Below are 18,022 nucleotides of genomic sequence, written 5' to 3' on the forward strand. Positions count from 1 at the left end.
GAGCTATTGAGATTTGTCAAGCCTTTGTTTTATTCTGTTTATTAGTTCAATCGCATCTTCCTTGTATTTTTGTGTTGCGCCTAAATGGTTACCGACAGCGAGCATTCTATGAGATGCTACACGTTTTTTATAATCTTCACTTGTTGTGTAATATTTTATGACTTCTTCACTTAATTTGTTGGTGGCTAAATCTATAAACCAAGGAAATTTTTCAAGTTCATAAAAATTCTTCATCACAATGGTTTCCATTCTGTCATTATTCTTGTCAATTATAGGAGTGTAAACAGAATATAGTCTGGTAATATCAGAAATAAGGCTGTCCTTTTGTGTGTTAGTTTCGTCTGTTAGTCGCTTTAACTGCTCAAAACCTTTGGTTTGTATGGCAAAAGGTTGGTAAACCGTTACAAGATTAAAACAATTTAAACAGTCCATATAGTTCTCTGGCGTAATTTCATTATTTAATATTCTATTACTGTCTTCAAGGTTTTTTTTGTAAAATTCTATAATGGTATTAGCAGATAATGTGTCTGCTTCAAGATCATAAGAAATTGTGCTAAGTGTGTTGTTGATTACTGATTTTAGCTTTCGGTTTTCGTTCCAGTTATTGACATAAAGTGCCAATAAAATACCAATCATTACCAATGCTATTTCGCCTATGGCATATACTAAGTAGCTGCTTACTTTGTTGGCGAAGAACTTCTTTCTGATTTTTCTAAAGACACGAATCATAGTTTTTATTTATCATCCTTTTTTTCTTTCTTCATCTGTAAGTATTTTGATACTAAGCGGACTCCGAGTCTGGCAAATAAGATTACCGAAATAACTATGACAATATCAAAACCACTCATATAACTTTTAATTGATGAATTACCTATTGCTTAAAGGTATAAAAAAAGCGCTGCAATTTGCAACGCTTCTCAACTTTTACATAGCAATTTCAAGTTGATTTCTTAAGATATCCTCAAAGGTTTCTCGTTGTCGTATGAGTTGAGGTTTGCCTTTGTATATTAAAACTTCAGCAGGTCTGTAGCGTGAGTTGTAGTTGCTAGACATGGTAAAGCAATAGGCACCAGCATTTTTAAAACACAAAATATCACCTTCGTTTATTTCTGAAATTCTTCTGTTATTGGCAAAGGTGTCGGTTTCGCAGATGTAGCCTACAACAGAGTAAAAACGTTCTCTGCCTTTTGGGTTAGAGATGTTTTCTATTTCATGTTGAGATCCATAAAGCATAGGTCTAATAAGATGATTAAAGCCAGAATCTATTTGAGCAAAAACTGTAGATGTTGTTTGTTTTACAACATTCACTTTTGCTAAAAACACACCAGCTTCACTCACTAAAAATTTACCTGGCTCAAATGCAAGGGTTAGGTCTTTTCCATATTCTTTACAAAAACTATTAAATCGCTTTGATAGTTTTTTACCAAGTTCTTCAATATTGGTTTCTATATCTCCTTTTTTGTAAGGGACTTTAAAACCAGAACCAAAGTCAATAAACTCTAAATTTTTAAAATTCTTAGCAGTTTCAAACAAAATTTCACTGGCATACAAAAACACATCAATGTCTAAAATATCACTACCAGTATGCATGTGTATACCGTTTATGGTCATGTTTGTATTTTCAACAATACGAAGCAATAAAGGTATCTGATGAATTGAAATACCGAATTTACTGTCAATGTGACCAACAGAAATGTTAGTGTTTCCACCAGCCATAACATGCGGATTTATTCTTATACAAACTGGGATTTTTGGATGTTTAGAGCCAAATTGTTCTAAAATAGAAAGATTATCAATATTAATTTGAACACCTAATTCTGCTACATTTTCAATCTCTTCAAGAGAAACACCATTAGGAGTATAAATAATATTTTCTGGTTTAAAACCTGCTTTTAAGCCAAGTTGAACCTCTTGAATAGAAACTGTATCCAATCCAGAACCCATAGTATTAAATAGCTTTAGCACAGATATGTTAGATAGTGCTTTAACAGCATAATTAATTCTTAAGTTGTTTACAGAATTAAATGCTTTGGTTAAGCGCTTGTATTGTGCTGTAATTTTTTCTGCATCATATACATAAACTGGGCTCCCGTATTCTTTGGCAATTTGTAATAACGTATTGTTGTCCATCAATTTTTTTAAATAAAGTCACAAACATAGAGTTAGATACTTTATAATGGAATTTATTGTTGAATATTTACTAATTTTACACATTAAGTTAAATAATTAACAAAATGAAGACAATTGCATCTTGTGTAGAGCGTATTGTATTAGAGCAGCCTTTTTTAGAAGAAGGTCTGGCAAAAGAAATTATTAATTATTCAGCACTAGCAGAGGCCTTACAAGATGAAGTCTCCAAGAAGTTAGGGAAACCAGTAAAAACAGGGGCTATAATGATGGCATTACGACGCTTTAAAGATCGTTTGGCGGTCAGTAAACCTTATTATAAACTAGATACACTTCTAGGGCAGTTAGGTGATATTACGTTGCGTTCTAATTTAAGTGACTTTACGTATAAGAACTCTAACACCTTAATAGATAGTCAGGCAGCAATTCTCACTAAAATAAAAGATAAGAGTAATGTGTTTTACACTTTCACCAGAGGTATTTTAGAAAGTAATATCATCATTTCTAGTTCAGAAAAGTCTTCTGTACAAGAAAGTTTTAAGAATGAAGAGTGTATCGCTGTAAAAGAAAATTTATCTGCCATCAGTCTAACATTACCAAAGAGTAATACGACTGTTGCTGGTTTATACTATCAAATTTTAAAGCGTTTGGCATGGCAAAATGTGGCCTTATATGAAGTGATTTCTACAACCAACGAATTTACAATTGTAGTTGAAGATGCCTATGTAGATAGTGCATTTTCTATTATAAAAAACCTGAATAAAAAGTAAAGTTTTCAGTTAAAGACAAGGATTAAAAATTCAACCCAAAAATTATTGGTTTAAACTAAGCGTATATGTATTTTTGCGTAACGAATTAATTTCAGATCACACATGAATTTACACGAATATCAAGGAAAAGAATTACTAAACAGCTTTGGAGTACGCATTCAACGCGGCATTGTGGCTCAAACTGCTGACGAAGCTGTAGAAGCAGCTAAGAAATTAACTGAAGAAACAGGCACAGGTTGGCATGTTATTAAAGCTCAGGTTCATGCTGGTGGACGTGGAAAAGGTGGAGGTGTAAAACTTGCCAAAAACTTAGACGAGGTTAAAGATCTTGCTGGTCAAATCATCGGAATGAATTTGGTAACACCACAAACCTCTGCAGAAGGTAAAAAAGTACACCAAGTTTTAGTTGCTGAGGATGTTTACTATCCAGGTGATAACGAACCAGAAGAATACTACATGTCAGTACTTTTAAATAGAGGTAGTGGTAAAAATATGATTATGTATTCTACTGAAGGTGGTATGGATATAGAGGAAGTTGCTGAGAAAACACCTCACTTAATCTTTACAGAAGAAATCGATCCTGCTTTAGGTCTTTTACCATTTCAGGCACGTCGTGTAGCTTTTAATTTAGGATTATCTGGTACTGCATTTAAAGAAATGACCAAGTTTGTGTCTTCACTTTACACTGCATATGTAAAATCTGATGCATCTTTATTTGAAATCAATCCTGTTTTAAAAACAAGTGATGATAAAATTATGGCTGTAGACTCTAAAGTTACTTTGGACGCTAATGCATTATACAGACATAAAGATTTAGCTGAATTACGCGATAAGCGTGAAGAAAACCCAATTGAGGTTGAAGCTGGTGAATTAGGCCTTAACTATGTAGACCTAGACGGTAACGTTGGTTGTATGGTAAATGGTGCTGGTTTAGCAATGGCTACTATGGATTTAATTAAGCAAGCAGGTGGTGAGCCAGCTAACTTCTTAGACGTTGGTGGTACTGCAGATGCTGCTAGAGTAGAGGCTGCTTTTAAAATCATTTTAAAAGATCCTAACGTAAAAGCAATCTTAATTAATATCTTTGGTGGTATTGTTCGTTGCGATAGAGTAGCACAAGGTGTTATTGATGCTTATAAAAACATGGGTAACATTAACGTACCAATTATTGTACGTTTACAAGGTACCAATGCAGATATTGCTAAGGACTTAATTGATAATTCTGGTTTAGACGTACTAAGTGCTACAGAATTCCAAGAAGCTGCTGATAAAGTACAAGAAGTTCTTTCTTAAGAAAACAATAAATATAGAATTAAAAAGCGCCTTAATTAAGGCGCTTTTTTATGATAAAAAACTAAAAAACAATTATTTTTTTTAGTTAGTATGTGTCTTTTATAAATGCAAACCACATTCGGTTTTAGGGTTGTTGTTCCAACGGCCACTTCTGTCCTCTCCTGGAACTGTACAATGTGTACAACCAATAGAATGATAGCCCTTAGCTACTAAAGGATGGAAAGGAAGGTTGTGCTCTTCTATAAAAGCATCTCGCTCTTCTTTGCTAACATCCAAAAGAGGGTAGAACTTTAAAATATTACCACGCTCTTCAAAGATATCTAAGGTTGCTCTATGGTCACTTTGCCACTCCATTAAACCAGAAATCCAAACTTTGTATTCTTTCTTTATTTTTTCTAAAGGTTGAACCTTGTTGATTGAACAACAGAAATCAGGGTTTTTTTTCCAGGTTTCATCTTTGGTTGTAAACTCGTGTTCTTCCTTAATTGCAGAAATAGAAGTAACATTGAGATTGTATTTTTTCTCTAAGGTAGTTTTGTATTTTAAGGTGTCGTCAAAATGATAGCCTGTATCAATAAAAAACACTTCTTGTTTATTATTAATATCAGAAACCAACTTTAATAAAAATGCCGACGTTGCAGCAAAAGAACTGGTTAGCATTACATCTGCAATATCAAAATCTAAGTACAATTGCTTTATACGTTCACTTGGAGATAAAGGTTTGTGCTTTTTATTAAGTGCTTTAATTTCCTCTGCAGAAATGTTTAGCAAAGGAGTGTAATTTGAAGAGGTTTCAAACATGCTATCAATCAATTTCTATTATGCAATTTAAAAGCAAAGAATATAACAAAAAAGGAATTTAATTATTTTTATGAAATTCTTAGCTTAAGACGTCTTTTTTTGCTTTTTTGGCATTGGACCTCTTAAATGAATAATTAAACCGTTTAGGAAATTTCTGAGTATTTGGTCTCCACATTCCATGTATTTAGGGTGATCCTCTCGCCTAAAAAAGGCATTAAGCTCACTTTTAGTAATTCTAAAATCTACAAGTTCTAGGATTTTTACAATGTCTTCGTCTCTGAGTTTGTGGGCGACTCTTAGTTTTTTAAAAATATCGTTGTTCGTCATAATTTAGTTTGCTTTAGTAAATAACCATTCATATGCTGCTGAAAAATTTTCAGACCATAGTTTCTCATTGTGCTGGCCACCTTCTATAATGTGGTATTCAATTTGATAATCGTCAACGCCTTTAGTCTTTAATAAATTTACCATTCTTTTTAGATCTGGTACCATGGTGTCACTCTCACTATCACCGACTAGAAAATAGAATTTTGAGGTTGTAGGTATATTTACAGAATTTACAAGTTCAAAAATTTTTTCACTGAACCAAAATGAAGGTGAGAAAACACCTGCCTTACCAAAGGTTTCAGGATACATTATTGCAGCATAAAAGGATATAAGGCCTCCGAGTGAAGCTCCAAAAATAGTAGTATGCTCTGCTTTAGGCTTTGTTCTGTATGCAACATCTACATGTGGCTTAAGGGTGTTTTTTATAAATTTTACGTAGTTTTCACCTCGACCACCACCATATTTTTCATGCTTATAAGGTGTTAATTCGTCTATTCTTTTTTCATTGCCATGCGCTATTCCAATAATTATACTTTCATTTTGATTAAGTGTATCTAGATATTCATCTACTTTCCATTCACCTGCGTAAGAAGTCTTATCATCAAATAAATTTTGAGCATCGTGCATATAAATGACAGGATATGCTTTTTCAGAATTTTCGTAATTTTTCGGTAAATACACCCAAATTGTTTTCAGAGTATCGAGTTGAGGTGCGGCAATTGTAAAAGTTGTAACCTGTTTAGAAGCAGTGTTTTGCGCATTAATTTTAAAACAAATTAATAGCCAAAAAAATATTAAAAAATGGTTGAAACGCATACTATTATAGGCTTTAGAGCTTGACAAAAGTTTAAAAATACCGACTAAGTACATTTAATTTTTCGACAAGATACATTATATCAACGACAATAAAATAATGTACCTCTGTAACTTTACATTGATAATTAATTCACCCTAATTCCCTATATAGATGATTAATCGTGCTGAAAAATTGAGTTTGCTTTCTGAGATGATTGCCTTTGCTCAGACAGATGAAAATATGAAGACTATTGAGTATAATTTCTTATTTAGTATCGCCAAGCAATTGGATATTTCTAAAGAAGATTTTGAATATCTTTTTAGACATCCTGTTACTTATGTGCATTTAAAAACACATAGCGAGCGTATTGTTCAGTTTCATCGATTAGTACTTTTAATGAACTTAGATCACAAAGTATCACCTAAGCAATTAGTGAAAATTCATAATTTTGGTTTACGTATGGGATTAAGCCATGAGTCTATTAACAGAGTTTTAGATTTAATGGATAGTTTTCCTAACAAAATTGTGCCACCAGACTTCTTAATCGACATTTTTAAGGTTCAGTATAATTAGATACTTAAAGTTTATTGGTTAAAGTGTATATTGGTTGAATTTTAAGAAGTGTGTTGTTTAAGTTGATTTTAAACTCATTAGTTTCACTAATCACTAATCACTAATCACTAATCACTAATCACTAATCACTATTTCACTTTTAGCTTTTCTAACTTTTCTTGATAAGCTGTAATTTCATCTCTAAATTTAGCCGCTTCCATGAAGTCTAAAGCTTTTGCGGCTTGTTCCATTTGCTTACGCTTTTCTCTAATTTTCTTTTCGAGTTGCGATTTTGTCAGATATTCGCTTTCTGGTTCTGCAGCAAGCTTAGCATCGAGTTCTGTTTTGTACGTACTCACAGAATTTTTTGCCAAAGCACTATCTAAACTCTTATTAAGAGCCTTTGGAGTGATATTGTTTGCGGTGTTATAAGCAATCTGCTTTTCACGTCTATAGTTCGTTTCGTCTATGGTTTGCTGCATACTTTTGGTAATAGTATCTGCGTACATAATCGCTTTACCATTTAAGTTTCTCGCCGCTCTACCAACAGTTTGAGTAAGCGAACGGTTAGAACGTAAAAAACCTTCTTTATCAGCATCTAAAATAGCCACCAACGATACTTCTGGCAAGTCTAAACCTTCACGTAGTAAGTTTACACCAACTAACACGTCAAACAAACCTTTGCGTAAATCTTGCATGATTTCTACACGCTCTAGCGTATCTACATCACTGTGAATGTAGCGACAGCGAATAGCAATGCGTGTTAAGTATTTTACCAATTCTTCTGCCATACGCTTGGTTAATGTGGTAACCAATGTACGTTCGTCTTTCTCTACACGATCCTGTATTTCTTCTATTAAATCATCAATTTGATTTAAACTCGGACGCACCTCAATAATAGGATCTAATAGGCCAGTTGGTCTAATAACTTGCTCAACGTAAACTCCATCTGTTTTTTGCATTTCGTAATCTGCTGGAGTTGCAGAAACGTAAATCACCTGGTTTTGCAACGCTTCAAACTCTTCAAATTTTAAAGGTCTGTTATCCATGGCTGCAGGCAATCTAAAACCATATTCTACTAAATTTTCTTTACGACTTCTGTCTCCACCATACATGGCATGTACTTGCGAAATAGTAACATGACTTTCATCAACAACCATTAAATAATCATCTGGAAAATAGTCGAGTAAACAGAACGGTCTTGTGCCAGGAGCTCTGCCATCTAAGTATCTTGAATAGTTCTCGATACCAGAGCAGTAGCCTAACTCACGGATCATTTCTAGGTCAAATTCGGTACGTTCTTTAAGACGTTTGGCTTCCAGATGTTTGCCTATATCTTTAAAATAATCGTGTTGCTTTACCAAATCGTCTTGTATGTCTCTAATCGCATTTTGAAGTACGTCCGGCGATGTTACAAACATGTTTGCAGGATAGATGTTGAGTCTGTCATAGCGCTCAATCACTTCATTAGAATACGGATCAAAAGCTTCAATTTCTTCAATTTCATCACCAAAAAAATGAATTCTAAACGCATTGTCTGAATAGCCAGGAAACACATCTACAGTATCTCCTTTTATCCTAAAGTTCCCATTTTTAAAGTCAGCTTCAGTACGCGAGTATAAACTTTGTACTAATTTGTGTAGAAGTTTAGTTCTTGAAATGACCTGATCGCGTTCTAGTGTGATTACATTTTTCTGAAATTCAACTGGATTACCAATACCATACAAACAAGATACTGATGCAACTACGAGAACATCGCGACGTCCAGAGAGTAGAGAAGAGGTTGTGCTCAATCGCATCTTCTCAATTTCCTCGTTTATAGATAAATCTTTTTCAATATAAACACCAGAAACAGGAATGTAAGCCTCTGGTTGGTAATAGTCGTAATACGATACAAAGTATTCAACAGCATTATTAGGGAAAAACTGTTTGAACTCCGAGTATAATTGCGCAGCTAAGGTTTTGTTGTGTGCCAATACCAAGGTTGGTCGTTGTACTTCTTCAATAACATTGGCAACGGTAAATGTTTTTCCGGAACCTGTAACACCAAGTAAGGTTTGGTAGCGTTCACCTTGTGTAATGCCACCAGCTAATTGTTTTATAGCTTCGGGTTGGTCTCCTGTAGGTTTAAATTCTGATTCTATCTTAAAGCGCATAGCACAAATTTACGATAAAGATTGGCAGTAATCAATTATCGTTTTAAAGCAAAGTGACCTTTAATTTCGTAGTCTTTAGCATCTTGCCTAAATTTTACGATATACCAATAATCGCTTGAAGGCATAGGATTACCTTTATAATTTCCGTCCCAACTAAAACCACCAGAATACGATTGCATCATAATTTTTCCGTAGCGATCAAAAATCTGTAAGCTTTCGATTTGGTTGAGATCTGTATCTGCACCTACAATTTGCCAAGTGTCGTTAATATCATCACCATTTGGTGTAAAGAATTTAGGTATGCCAACTATCGTTATGGTTTCTTCAACGATGCCACAACCATTCCTGTCATTTATATAAATGGTATGTTCACCTTCAGGAATATTAGTAAATACATTGCTTTCTTGATAAAAGCCATTAATATCATCTATGGCATAATCGTAAAAGCCTTGTCCAGTAACATTAATCGTAACTGTATTATTTGGTGAAATACCTTCAATGGAAATACTTTCAACAATAGCAGTTTCAGATGCATTTACTGTTATGGTTCGGCTTGATGAACAACCGTTAGGATCGGTAACAATTACGGTGTAGTTTCCGGCTTCGTTGATCTCATTGAACGAGGTGTCAACGTCTGTTAAAGTACCATTAAAAAACCACTCATAGTAGTAATTGTTTGGTAAATCATTTAAAACTCCACCATGAAGTGTAATTGTTTCAGGAAACGTATTTGTGCAATAAATTAAAGTTTCGTCTGCTTCTAATACAGGAGTGTAAAGTACATTCAGATTTGCTGTTGAAATGCTGAAACACTGATTATCGTTTTTAATTTTTACAAAAATGGTTTGTGTATCAGCTGTGATGTTGGTGTAATTATTTGGTAAAGAATTGCTTTCGCTTAAAGCATTTTCGAGGGTTTCATAGTATGTTACTTGAGATCCTGTTGGAATTTGAGCGATAATGGAAGCTTCAATATTGCTCAACGTGAATGTGGCAAATCCATCCATTTCCATGCCATCACAAGCTCCCAAATCTGGAATTGAAATTGTATTGTTTGTAGTTTGCAATTCTAGCGCAACAACATCAAAACAATTTGCAGTATTAACTACACGAGCAAACACATTTTGAAACGCTTCCGTATTTTGAAAGTTTATTGGGTCTGTTATAGGATTAGCATCATTTAAGGCATCATCCTCCGTTAAGAAGAAATTTGAAACGATTAAATCAGTATTGTTATTGGTTAAATCATTTTCGGCATCAAACAAATTGTAGGTTGTTAAACCATCAGTATCTACATCGCATTCCGTTAGAATTGAATCTTGACCGAGTGGGACAGGAGCGTATTCAACAATAATTTCTCCATAAGAAATACAATCATCTAAGATGGTAACTTCAACATTATAGGTTCCTGGTTCTGTAACTGTGTAATACCCACAGTTTAAACAGTTAGGTGTTGTTTCTTGTAAAACACCATCTTTGTACCAACTGTAAGAACTTAAAGCAGGATGGTTGGCGTTGAGTTCTAGAGTTTCTCCTTCACATAATGCATTTCCAGTTGCAAGAAGCCTATTTGGACCTAAATCGGTAGATAGTTGAAAGCTACCAGCCTCAAGAAACACTGCAGAGTCGTAGCGGTAGTTTTGCTCGTCAGCAATAACCAGTTTTACATGATAAGACTGATTAGGAATAACATTTGCCGTTGCCGTTAAAACAGCTGTTTGGCCATTAAAGTTTATAGGCGAGTTGACACCATTATAAGACCCGAAGTAAGTTTCGTTTTGTGGAGGGCAAGATCCAGGAACACCAGGAGTTACAGTTGTTGCTTTTACTGGAATGGTAGTGTCTGGTACTAATGCTATATTTTGATAAGGGTTATCACCAGCTGTAGGTTTTATTAAAAACCCAAATAAATCAGAAAACTCACAACTATTAGGATTGTTTTCTTGGTATTCTTCTGAAGCAAATAAATAACGAAAACTAACCTGTGATGCAACAGCAGTAAAATCGAATTCTAATATTGTGGCATTATACGTTTGGTTTTCATTTAATGCAATTTCTAAATCGATATCTCCCGCCCAATTTGCGGCATCATCATCACTTAAGTTATCATTTGGTCCTGGAACATTTATAAGTCTGCCAGTGCTTAAAACAATACCGCTTTCAAAAGGAAAGCTTGTTCCTGTAGCATCAAAATAGCCATAACTTTGATCGTTACCACTAAAATTGCCACCGACAGCATTAGTGACATTAATATTGGTAATACAATCACTATCAATCAATATGTCTTCTATAAGTTGCTGTGGAGTATAGGTTTGGCTATCTACAACAATATTCTGGGAGTAGGTAGATAGTGATATAAGAAATACAACAAATTTTAATATTTTCTTCATCTCAATTTTTAGAGAGTGCAAAGATACGCATAGAAAATATTAAAAAGTGTTAAGTATAGGTTATAACTAACGTTTTAAGGCAAAGTGACCTCTTACATCAAAAGCTTTATCACCTCCTTTGATTTCTGCAAGAAACCAATAGTCGCTTGCTGGCATGTTATTGCCATTGTAGGTGCCATCCCATCCAGACGTACTAGAGCCAAGTTGTTTTATGAGTTTACCGTATCTATCAAAAATATACACCACACTTCCTGGTAAGGTTTCAATGCCTACAATATGCCAAGTTTCATTTATAGTATCTCCATTTGGAGTAAAGAATTTAGGTGCATCAACTACGACAACTTCTTTGGTAACTTCTGCACAACCGTTTAAATCTATTATGGTAATGGTGTGATAACCATGAGAAACATTTTCGAAAATGTTAGATTCCTGAGGATCTCCATCATCTAAAATATAGAGGTAATTACCAATACCACTTATGGTTATAGTAATGTTATTAGGGTCTGAAAAATCTAATACTTCAGTGAGTTCAATAATTGCAGATTCAGATTCTATAACATTAAATGTGCTTGTGGTTTCGCAACCATTTTCAGAAGTTACTGTAACCGAATATGTGCCTATCTCAGTTATTTCAATACTCTCTGAAATTGCATTAGTAGACCATAAATAACTATCGCTATCATAGCCTGTATCTGCTGAAACTATTAATGGCAAATTATCTATACATATTGTTTGGTTAGGAATGTTCACTAAAGGTTTGCGATACACTATGGTGTTAAACGTGGTTAAATTGTAGCAGCCTGTTGTGTTGTTTTCTACTCTGGCGATAATAGTTTCACCATCATACGCATTATATGCTGCACTATTTATCCATCCTTCACCTTCTTCAGCCAAACTCATATCATTGTAATACGATACACTATAATTTGAAGGATTTAATCCGTTTAATATTGATGAGGTTTGAGACTCTAGATTAAACACTAAAGAACCATCAAAATCATCATCACAATCCATCAAGTCTTCAGGTTGATTAATAACAGGTAATGGATTTACTTGTAGTTCAAAAGGATAAATGTGGTAACAATGTGTTGTGCTGTATTCTACGCGTACGTAAATAATATCATTTGTAGTAGTGTAAGTATAATTATCATCCAATGCATTTTCATTTTGAAGCGCATCAGATTCACTATTAAAATAGTCGATAAGTATGTTGTAAGTGTTATCGACAAGTACTGAGTCTATGGTGCTTAAATCGAAGCTATTGGTGTCATTTTCACAAATTTCGAATACCTCAAAATTGTTAATTGCAGGAGGTAAATTAACTTTCAGTTGCAGTGGTACAAACCTGTAACAGTCTGCAACTGTATTGTAAACCTTAATGTAAACAGTTTGTGGATTACTTAAATTAGTGTAATTATCTGGATTAGATATTGGATTGATATCAGCATTTAAATCATCAATAGATTCAAAATATGTAATAATATCATCTGGATCTGAAGTGGCAAATAACTCAGCTTCTGCTGTTGTTAAATCAAAATTGGTAATGCCATCATAATCAATATCGCATTCTGTTATTGGACTTGGTTCATTTGGAAACGGATTGACAAATAAAGCAAATTGAGTTAGACTAAAACACTGTGTTTCATTATTTTCAATTCTAACAATAATTGTTTGGTTATCGTTGCCGTTGTATAAATCGTCTAACGCATTTTCATCATTAGAGGCATCAATCGTATTTAAGTGATAGGACACTGTAAATTCTGAAGTACTTTGTGTCCCTAAAACAGTATTGGTTTGGGAAGCTAAGTCGAAAATCTCAAAACCATCGTTACTGTCATCATCACAGACTTCCATGTCTTCAGGTTGATTAGCTATTGGTAAAGGGTTAACCTGAAGAGTAAATTCATAAATATAGAAACAACCTGTAGTTGCGCTGGTGACTTTCACAAATAATATATCGTTGCTGCTTGTGTAAGTATAGTTTACAGAAAGTGGATTAAGGTCTGTATTAGCGTCGTTTAAGCTTGTGAAATATGAAAACACTAATCCTGTAGTGTCATCAACAATAACAGATTCAATTTCACTTAAATTAAAACTGCTGTCCGAATTATCACAAATCTCATAGACCTCAAAGTCATTGGTGGCAGGTGGTAAAACAGCATTTAATTCTAATGGAATTGTGCTATAGCAATTTGCAGCATTATTAAACACTTTAATGTACACTGTTTGAGGATTGCTTGTATTGTTATAAGCATCTGGAATTGCAATACTATTTAGATCTGAATCTAAGTCCTCAATACTTTCAAAATAGGAAATAGATACATTATCAGGTATTGTAGTATACAACTCTGACTCCGCTTCTGTAAGATTAAAAGTGTTTAAACCATCATAATCTGTATCACATATAACTAATGGACTTACAGCTGAAGGAGCTGGATACACTATAGTGTTAAATGATGTCGTAGAAAAACAACCTGTAATGCTATTTTCAACTCTGACCACAATGGTTTCGTTATTTTGGGCATTGTAATCTGTTGGTAAACTATTCTCTCCCTCTTGAGCATCTGTCATACTGTTATGATAACTCACTAAAAATATATTAGGATCCTGAGATTGCAAGATAGTTGCGTTTTGGCTGGAGAGATCAAACACTTCAAACCCGTCATTAGATAGATCATCACAGGTTTCTAAATCTTGAGGTTGCTGCGCGATTGGTAAAGGATTTATTATAAGCTCAAATGGATATGTAGCAAAACAACCTGTGTCAGTATAGGTTAGTCTTGCGTAAATTGTGTGCGACGAGCCTGTGTAAATGTAATTATTGTCTATTGGATTAGCATTATTATTAGCATCGGTTTGATTGTTGTGATAGGTAAAGTTGATGCCAGTAGTATCATCTGTAACAATAGAATTAATAGTAGTTAAATCGAAATTTGACATCGGATTATCACAAATCTCAATATTCATAAAATCATTTACAGGAGGAGGTAAATTAACAATGATATCAATAGGAACAGTTACAAAACAATTACTGATTGTGTTGTTAATCTTTACATAAACCGTTTGTGGATTTGTAAGATTAGTATAGTTATCTGGGTTTAAAATAGGGTTAAGATCATCTTCCAAATCTTCTATACTTTCAAAGTAAGAGACAACAATATCATCTTGCCTTACATCTAATATATCAACTTCTGAAAGTGTTAAATCCCATGTTAGGATTCCATCGTAATTATCATCGCAAGCAACTAATGGAGGTGCAGGATTGACAACTGGAGCTGATATAATATTAATTTCAAAAGCTGAAATACCATGACAATAATTGCCATTGTCTACACGAGCAAATAATTGTTGAGGATTGGTGCTGTTTGTGTAAATTAAATCTACAGGATCTAAGCTGTTATTGGCATTGTACTCTGAAGTATAAAACGTAATGTCTAAGGTTTCAGGACTTCCATCAGCCATAGCTGTTATCGTTTCATTAAGATTTACTGTAACTAATCCATCATTACTAATATCATCACATATGTATATGCTCTCAGCTGCATTATAAATTGGTAGTGCGCCAACCTCTAGTTCAAATGAGGAAGTACCAAAACAATTTTCGTCTGTGAAGTTGGCAACTCTAACATAAATGGTCTGAGGGCTAGAAGTGTTTTGATAAGCAGAGTATTTGTCGATAGGATTTGTGTTGGCAATGGCATCTGCCTCAGTTTCAAAATACGTTACAAATTTATCTGGTTGTCCATTTAATATTTCAGTGTCTTTAAGATAGAAATAAAAATCGGCCACTCCAGATATATCTGCTTCACAATTTTCAAAGTTTGAAATCGGAGCAAATTCAGGAAGTGTATTTATATAAACATAAAATTCAGAGATACTATGACAACCTGTGGTTTCATTTTCTACTCTTGCATAAATGTACTGTGTAGAAGTCGTATAATTATCAGGATTTTCTATTGGGTTTGTTGCGCTGAGCGCATTACTATAGTCTGTGTAAAACGTAATTTCAAACCCATCTGAAGACGCTATTATGTCTGGAATTTGGCTTTCTAGGTTTACCGTAGAAATTCCGTCCTGATCATCATCACATACCACTATTGGGTCTGGGTACATAATCTCAGGCGCATCTACAATTGTTACTTCCAGTGTTGATATACCGTAACATCCTGTTTGTGTGTTTGTAACCCTAATATAAAAAAGCTGAGGATTAGCACTGTTGTAAACGTTATCTGCTAAAATATTAACATCATCAATGGCATGTTGTTCTTCTAAATAATACTTTACGTTAGCAGGTGTAATACCTTGGCTGGCTATACTATAAAATGTATCCATTTCTATATATGTCAATCCATCGTTAGCACCATCATCACAATATTCAGCTACCTGTGGTGTTAAAATAATAGCAGGTGCAACTTGTAATACAATATCTACAAGTTCTGTACAATCATCACTAACTATTTTGGCATATATGGTTGTGCCACCGTTAGATACTGTGTATAGTATGTTTTCATCTAAGGCGTTAACATCATTTTCTCTATCTTCTTCAGTTTCGTAAAACGTAGTCTCAAATTCGTCATAACCATCCTCTAAATCAACTTCTATAGCAGCAAGATCAAAGTCTGCGATACCATCATTACTAGGGTCGTCACATTCTAAAAATGCTTCATTAGAATATACATTTTGAATAATATTAGCATGAAGTTCTATGTTGGTTATGGTGTAGCAACCAGTAGTTTCATCTTGAATTCTAACATAAATTAGTTGAAAATTTTGAATTATGTTTTGGTAGTTTTCTGGGTTTGCAATAGGATTAATGTTGTTTTGTGCGTCGTATAAATATTCATGAAAACTAACTTCAACACCAGTTAAACCTTGAAGAATATTATCTACAACACTGGTTAAATCAAATTCTTCAAATCCATCAAAATCTTGCTCGCAGGCATTTATCCATTGATTTTCGGTATTGACGGCAGGTCCAGATTGAAAAACAATATCTAAGGACGATGTGTTAGAACAACCTGTTGTAGCATCATATACACGTATGTACAACGTTTCAGAAACATTGTTGTTTGGATATGGAGAATAAATAGGATTAATACCTAAGTCTGCTTCAGGTTGCGAGTTATGATAGGATACATATAAGTTTGGGTTGCCATCCGTAATTTGGTTGTTAGCTTCCGTTAAGTCTACATAAGTTACACCATCTAGAGTTGGATCTTGACAAATAGTAATAGGGTCTGGCGCTGTAACTTCTGGTGTGGAGTTAACAACTAGATTAAATGTTGAGAATGCAAGGCATCCATTGTCTACATCTTCTATTCTTACAAAAATAGGTTGAGGAGTGCTTGTATTTTGAATTGTTCCTGTAATGGCATTGCTATTATCTTGCGCATCTTGTTGTGAGTAATGGTAACTTATATTATAGTTTGATGGCGGAACTGATGCTAAAACTTCATAGTCTTTCAAAGTTAAATCAAAATCCTCTTCACCATCATTTGAGATGTCATCACATAGTAGAAAGTCTGAAATCGTACCAGAAGATTGCTCAGAATTTAAAGTAATATCAACAGCATCTTCAATAACACAAGAGGTTTGGTTTAGCTGAATGGTTACTTCGACATGGTATGTACCAGAAGAGGTAACTTCTAAACTTGTTCCATTTTCATTTGCAATTAGGATGTCATCTTGAAACCATTGATAGGATGCTAAGGGATTTTGTATATCTGCATTTAAAGTTACAGACTCTCCACACGTTGTAATATCGGGACCAAGATCTACACTGGCATTAAAACTATTACCTTCTATAAAAACTGCAGAATCATAATTATCGTCATCCTGGTCTGCTATCACTAACTTTATTTCATATTCTTGATTAGGTTGTATTGCAGCGGTTGCCGTTAGGACTACGGTTCTTCCGTTATAGTTAGTGTCGCCTACATTATAACCTTCAAAATATTCTTCATTTTCGGCAGGACAAAATTCTATAATTTCATCGTGAATAGTGTTGGTGTTTACAGGTGTCGTAGTTCCTGGAATTAAGGCAATATTAGTAAACGGATCTGTAGAGCCAGCTTCTCTAATTAAAAAAGCAAAACCATCAGAATAGGTGCAAGGAAAATTTTGTGCATATTCCTCTGAGGCTAATATGTAATTAAACTGAATTTGGTTGGCAACAGATATAAAATTAAACTGAATAGATGTTGCATTATGTGTGTCGGTTATGCCAAGAGCATTTTCTAAATCTGAGTCTGTTAGCCAAGTTTCGTCACCTTCGTTTAAGACATCTGTGTTTAAGATATTTCCAGCGGAATCTACATTACCTGTTGTTAAAACAATACCGTTTTCAAAAGGGAAGTTAGAGTTTTCTTTTTGAAAACTTCCATAGCTCGAAAATCCATTTGCAGAACCATTAACACTCGAAACGATGTTAGAAATTTCTACACAATTTTGTCCGAGATTATTCTGAATTAACTGTTCTAAAGATAAAGATGTGTCTGTAGTAATCTGTTGACTTATAGCAAAATAAAAACAAAACGTTGTAAGTATTAAAGCTAAGTATTTCTTTAATTTCATTAATAATGTAGGTTGATTAATAGCTATTGCAAAATACAATGGAATGAAATTATAAAAAATCCCCAACAGTGGGTATTTTCAATGCTGAAATGCTTAATAATTAGGTTAATAGGTGGCTAGAGAGTTTTTTTAACGTCTCAGCGCAAAGTGCCCTTTGACTTCAAAGACGTTGTCATCTTGTCTCACTTTAGCAACAAACCAGTAATCACCAGCAGGCATAGGATTGCCGTTGTAAGA

Annotated in this window: 11 protein-coding genes; 3 read left to right on the forward strand and 8 right to left on the reverse strand. The window is 34.1% G+C overall.

Features of this window, described 5'->3' with window-relative positions; genetic code table 11:
- Positions 1–3: 3 nt before the first annotated feature.
- A complete protein-coding gene (locus tag V1468_RS16205) occupies positions 4–729 on the reverse strand; it encodes a hypothetical protein (protein ID WP_331811254.1) in 726 nt (241 codons plus the stop codon).
- Positions 730–924: 195 nt separating this feature from the next.
- Entirely contained in the window at positions 925–2,130 is a 1,206-nt protein-coding gene (lysA, locus tag V1468_RS16210) for a diaminopimelate decarboxylase (RefSeq protein ID WP_331811255.1), read from the reverse strand.
- Between the two features lie 104 nt (positions 2,131–2,234).
- On the opposite strand from lysA, the gene V1468_RS16215 reads away from it, so the two are divergent.
- Both V1468_RS16215 and sucC read left to right on the forward strand, forming a co-directional pair.
- A complete protein-coding gene (locus V1468_RS16215) occupies positions 2,235–2,897 on the forward strand; it encodes a hypothetical protein (protein WP_331811256.1) in 663 nt (220 codons plus the stop codon).
- Positions 2,898–2,999: 102 nt separating this feature from the next.
- Positions 3,000–4,190 carry an ADP-forming succinate--CoA ligase subunit beta gene (sucC, locus tag V1468_RS16220; protein ID WP_331811257.1) on the forward strand — a complete coding sequence of 397 codons (1,191 nt, stop codon included), beginning with the start codon at positions 3,000–3,002 and terminating at the stop codon, positions 4,188–4,190.
- A 99-nt stretch (positions 4,191–4,289) separates the two neighbouring features.
- On the opposite strand, the gene V1468_RS16225 is transcribed toward sucC, so the two are convergent.
- The 3 genes from V1468_RS16225 to V1468_RS16235 form a co-directional block, all read right to left on the reverse strand.
- Positions 4,290–4,991 (reverse strand): phosphoadenylyl-sulfate reductase, encoded by a 702-nt coding sequence (locus V1468_RS16225; protein WP_331811258.1) that lies wholly within the window; start codon positions 4,989–4,991, stop codon positions 4,290–4,292.
- An 84-nt stretch (positions 4,992–5,075) separates the two neighbouring features.
- Positions 5,076–5,318, reverse strand: coding sequence for a DUF1456 family protein (locus V1468_RS16230; protein WP_331811259.1), 243 nt, complete (start codon positions 5,316–5,318; stop codon positions 5,076–5,078).
- 3 nt (positions 5,319–5,321) lie between these two features.
- A complete protein-coding gene (locus V1468_RS16235; protein WP_331811260.1) occupies positions 5,322–5,999 on the reverse strand; it encodes an alpha/beta hydrolase in 678 nt (225 codons plus the stop codon).
- A gap of 286 nt (positions 6,000–6,285) precedes the next feature.
- Here V1468_RS16235 and V1468_RS16240 point away from each other — a divergent pair, with 286 nt between their 5' ends.
- Positions 6,286–6,687, forward strand: a complete 402-nt coding sequence (locus tag V1468_RS16240) for a TerB family tellurite resistance protein (RefSeq protein WP_331811261.1) — start codon at positions 6,286–6,288, stop codon at positions 6,685–6,687.
- Positions 6,688–6,815: 128 nt separating this feature from the next.
- On the opposite strand, the gene uvrB is transcribed toward V1468_RS16240, so the two are convergent.
- From uvrB to V1468_RS16255, 3 genes are all read right to left on the reverse strand, one after another.
- The gene (gene uvrB, locus V1468_RS16245; RefSeq protein ID WP_331811262.1) at positions 6,816–8,822 is read right to left on the reverse strand and encodes an excinuclease ABC subunit UvrB; all 2,007 of its coding nucleotides are present in this window, start codon (positions 8,820–8,822) and stop codon (positions 6,816–6,818) included.
- A 35-nt stretch (positions 8,823–8,857) separates the two neighbouring features.
- Complete coding sequence (locus tag V1468_RS16250; protein WP_331811263.1) at positions 8,858–11,212, reverse strand: choice-of-anchor L domain-containing protein; 2,355 nt, start codon at positions 11,210–11,212, stop codon at positions 8,858–8,860.
- A gap of 66 nt (positions 11,213–11,278) precedes the next feature.
- The gene (locus V1468_RS16255) at positions 11,279–17,785 is read right to left on the reverse strand and encodes a choice-of-anchor L domain-containing protein (RefSeq protein ID WP_331811264.1); all 6,507 of its coding nucleotides are present in this window, start codon (positions 17,783–17,785) and stop codon (positions 11,279–11,281) included.
- Positions 17,786–18,022 lie beyond the last annotated feature (237 nt).

Source organism: Winogradskyella poriferorum (assembly GCF_036553625.1).
Taxonomy (GTDB): Bacteria; Bacteroidota; Bacteroidia; order Flavobacteriales; family Flavobacteriaceae; genus Winogradskyella; species Winogradskyella poriferorum.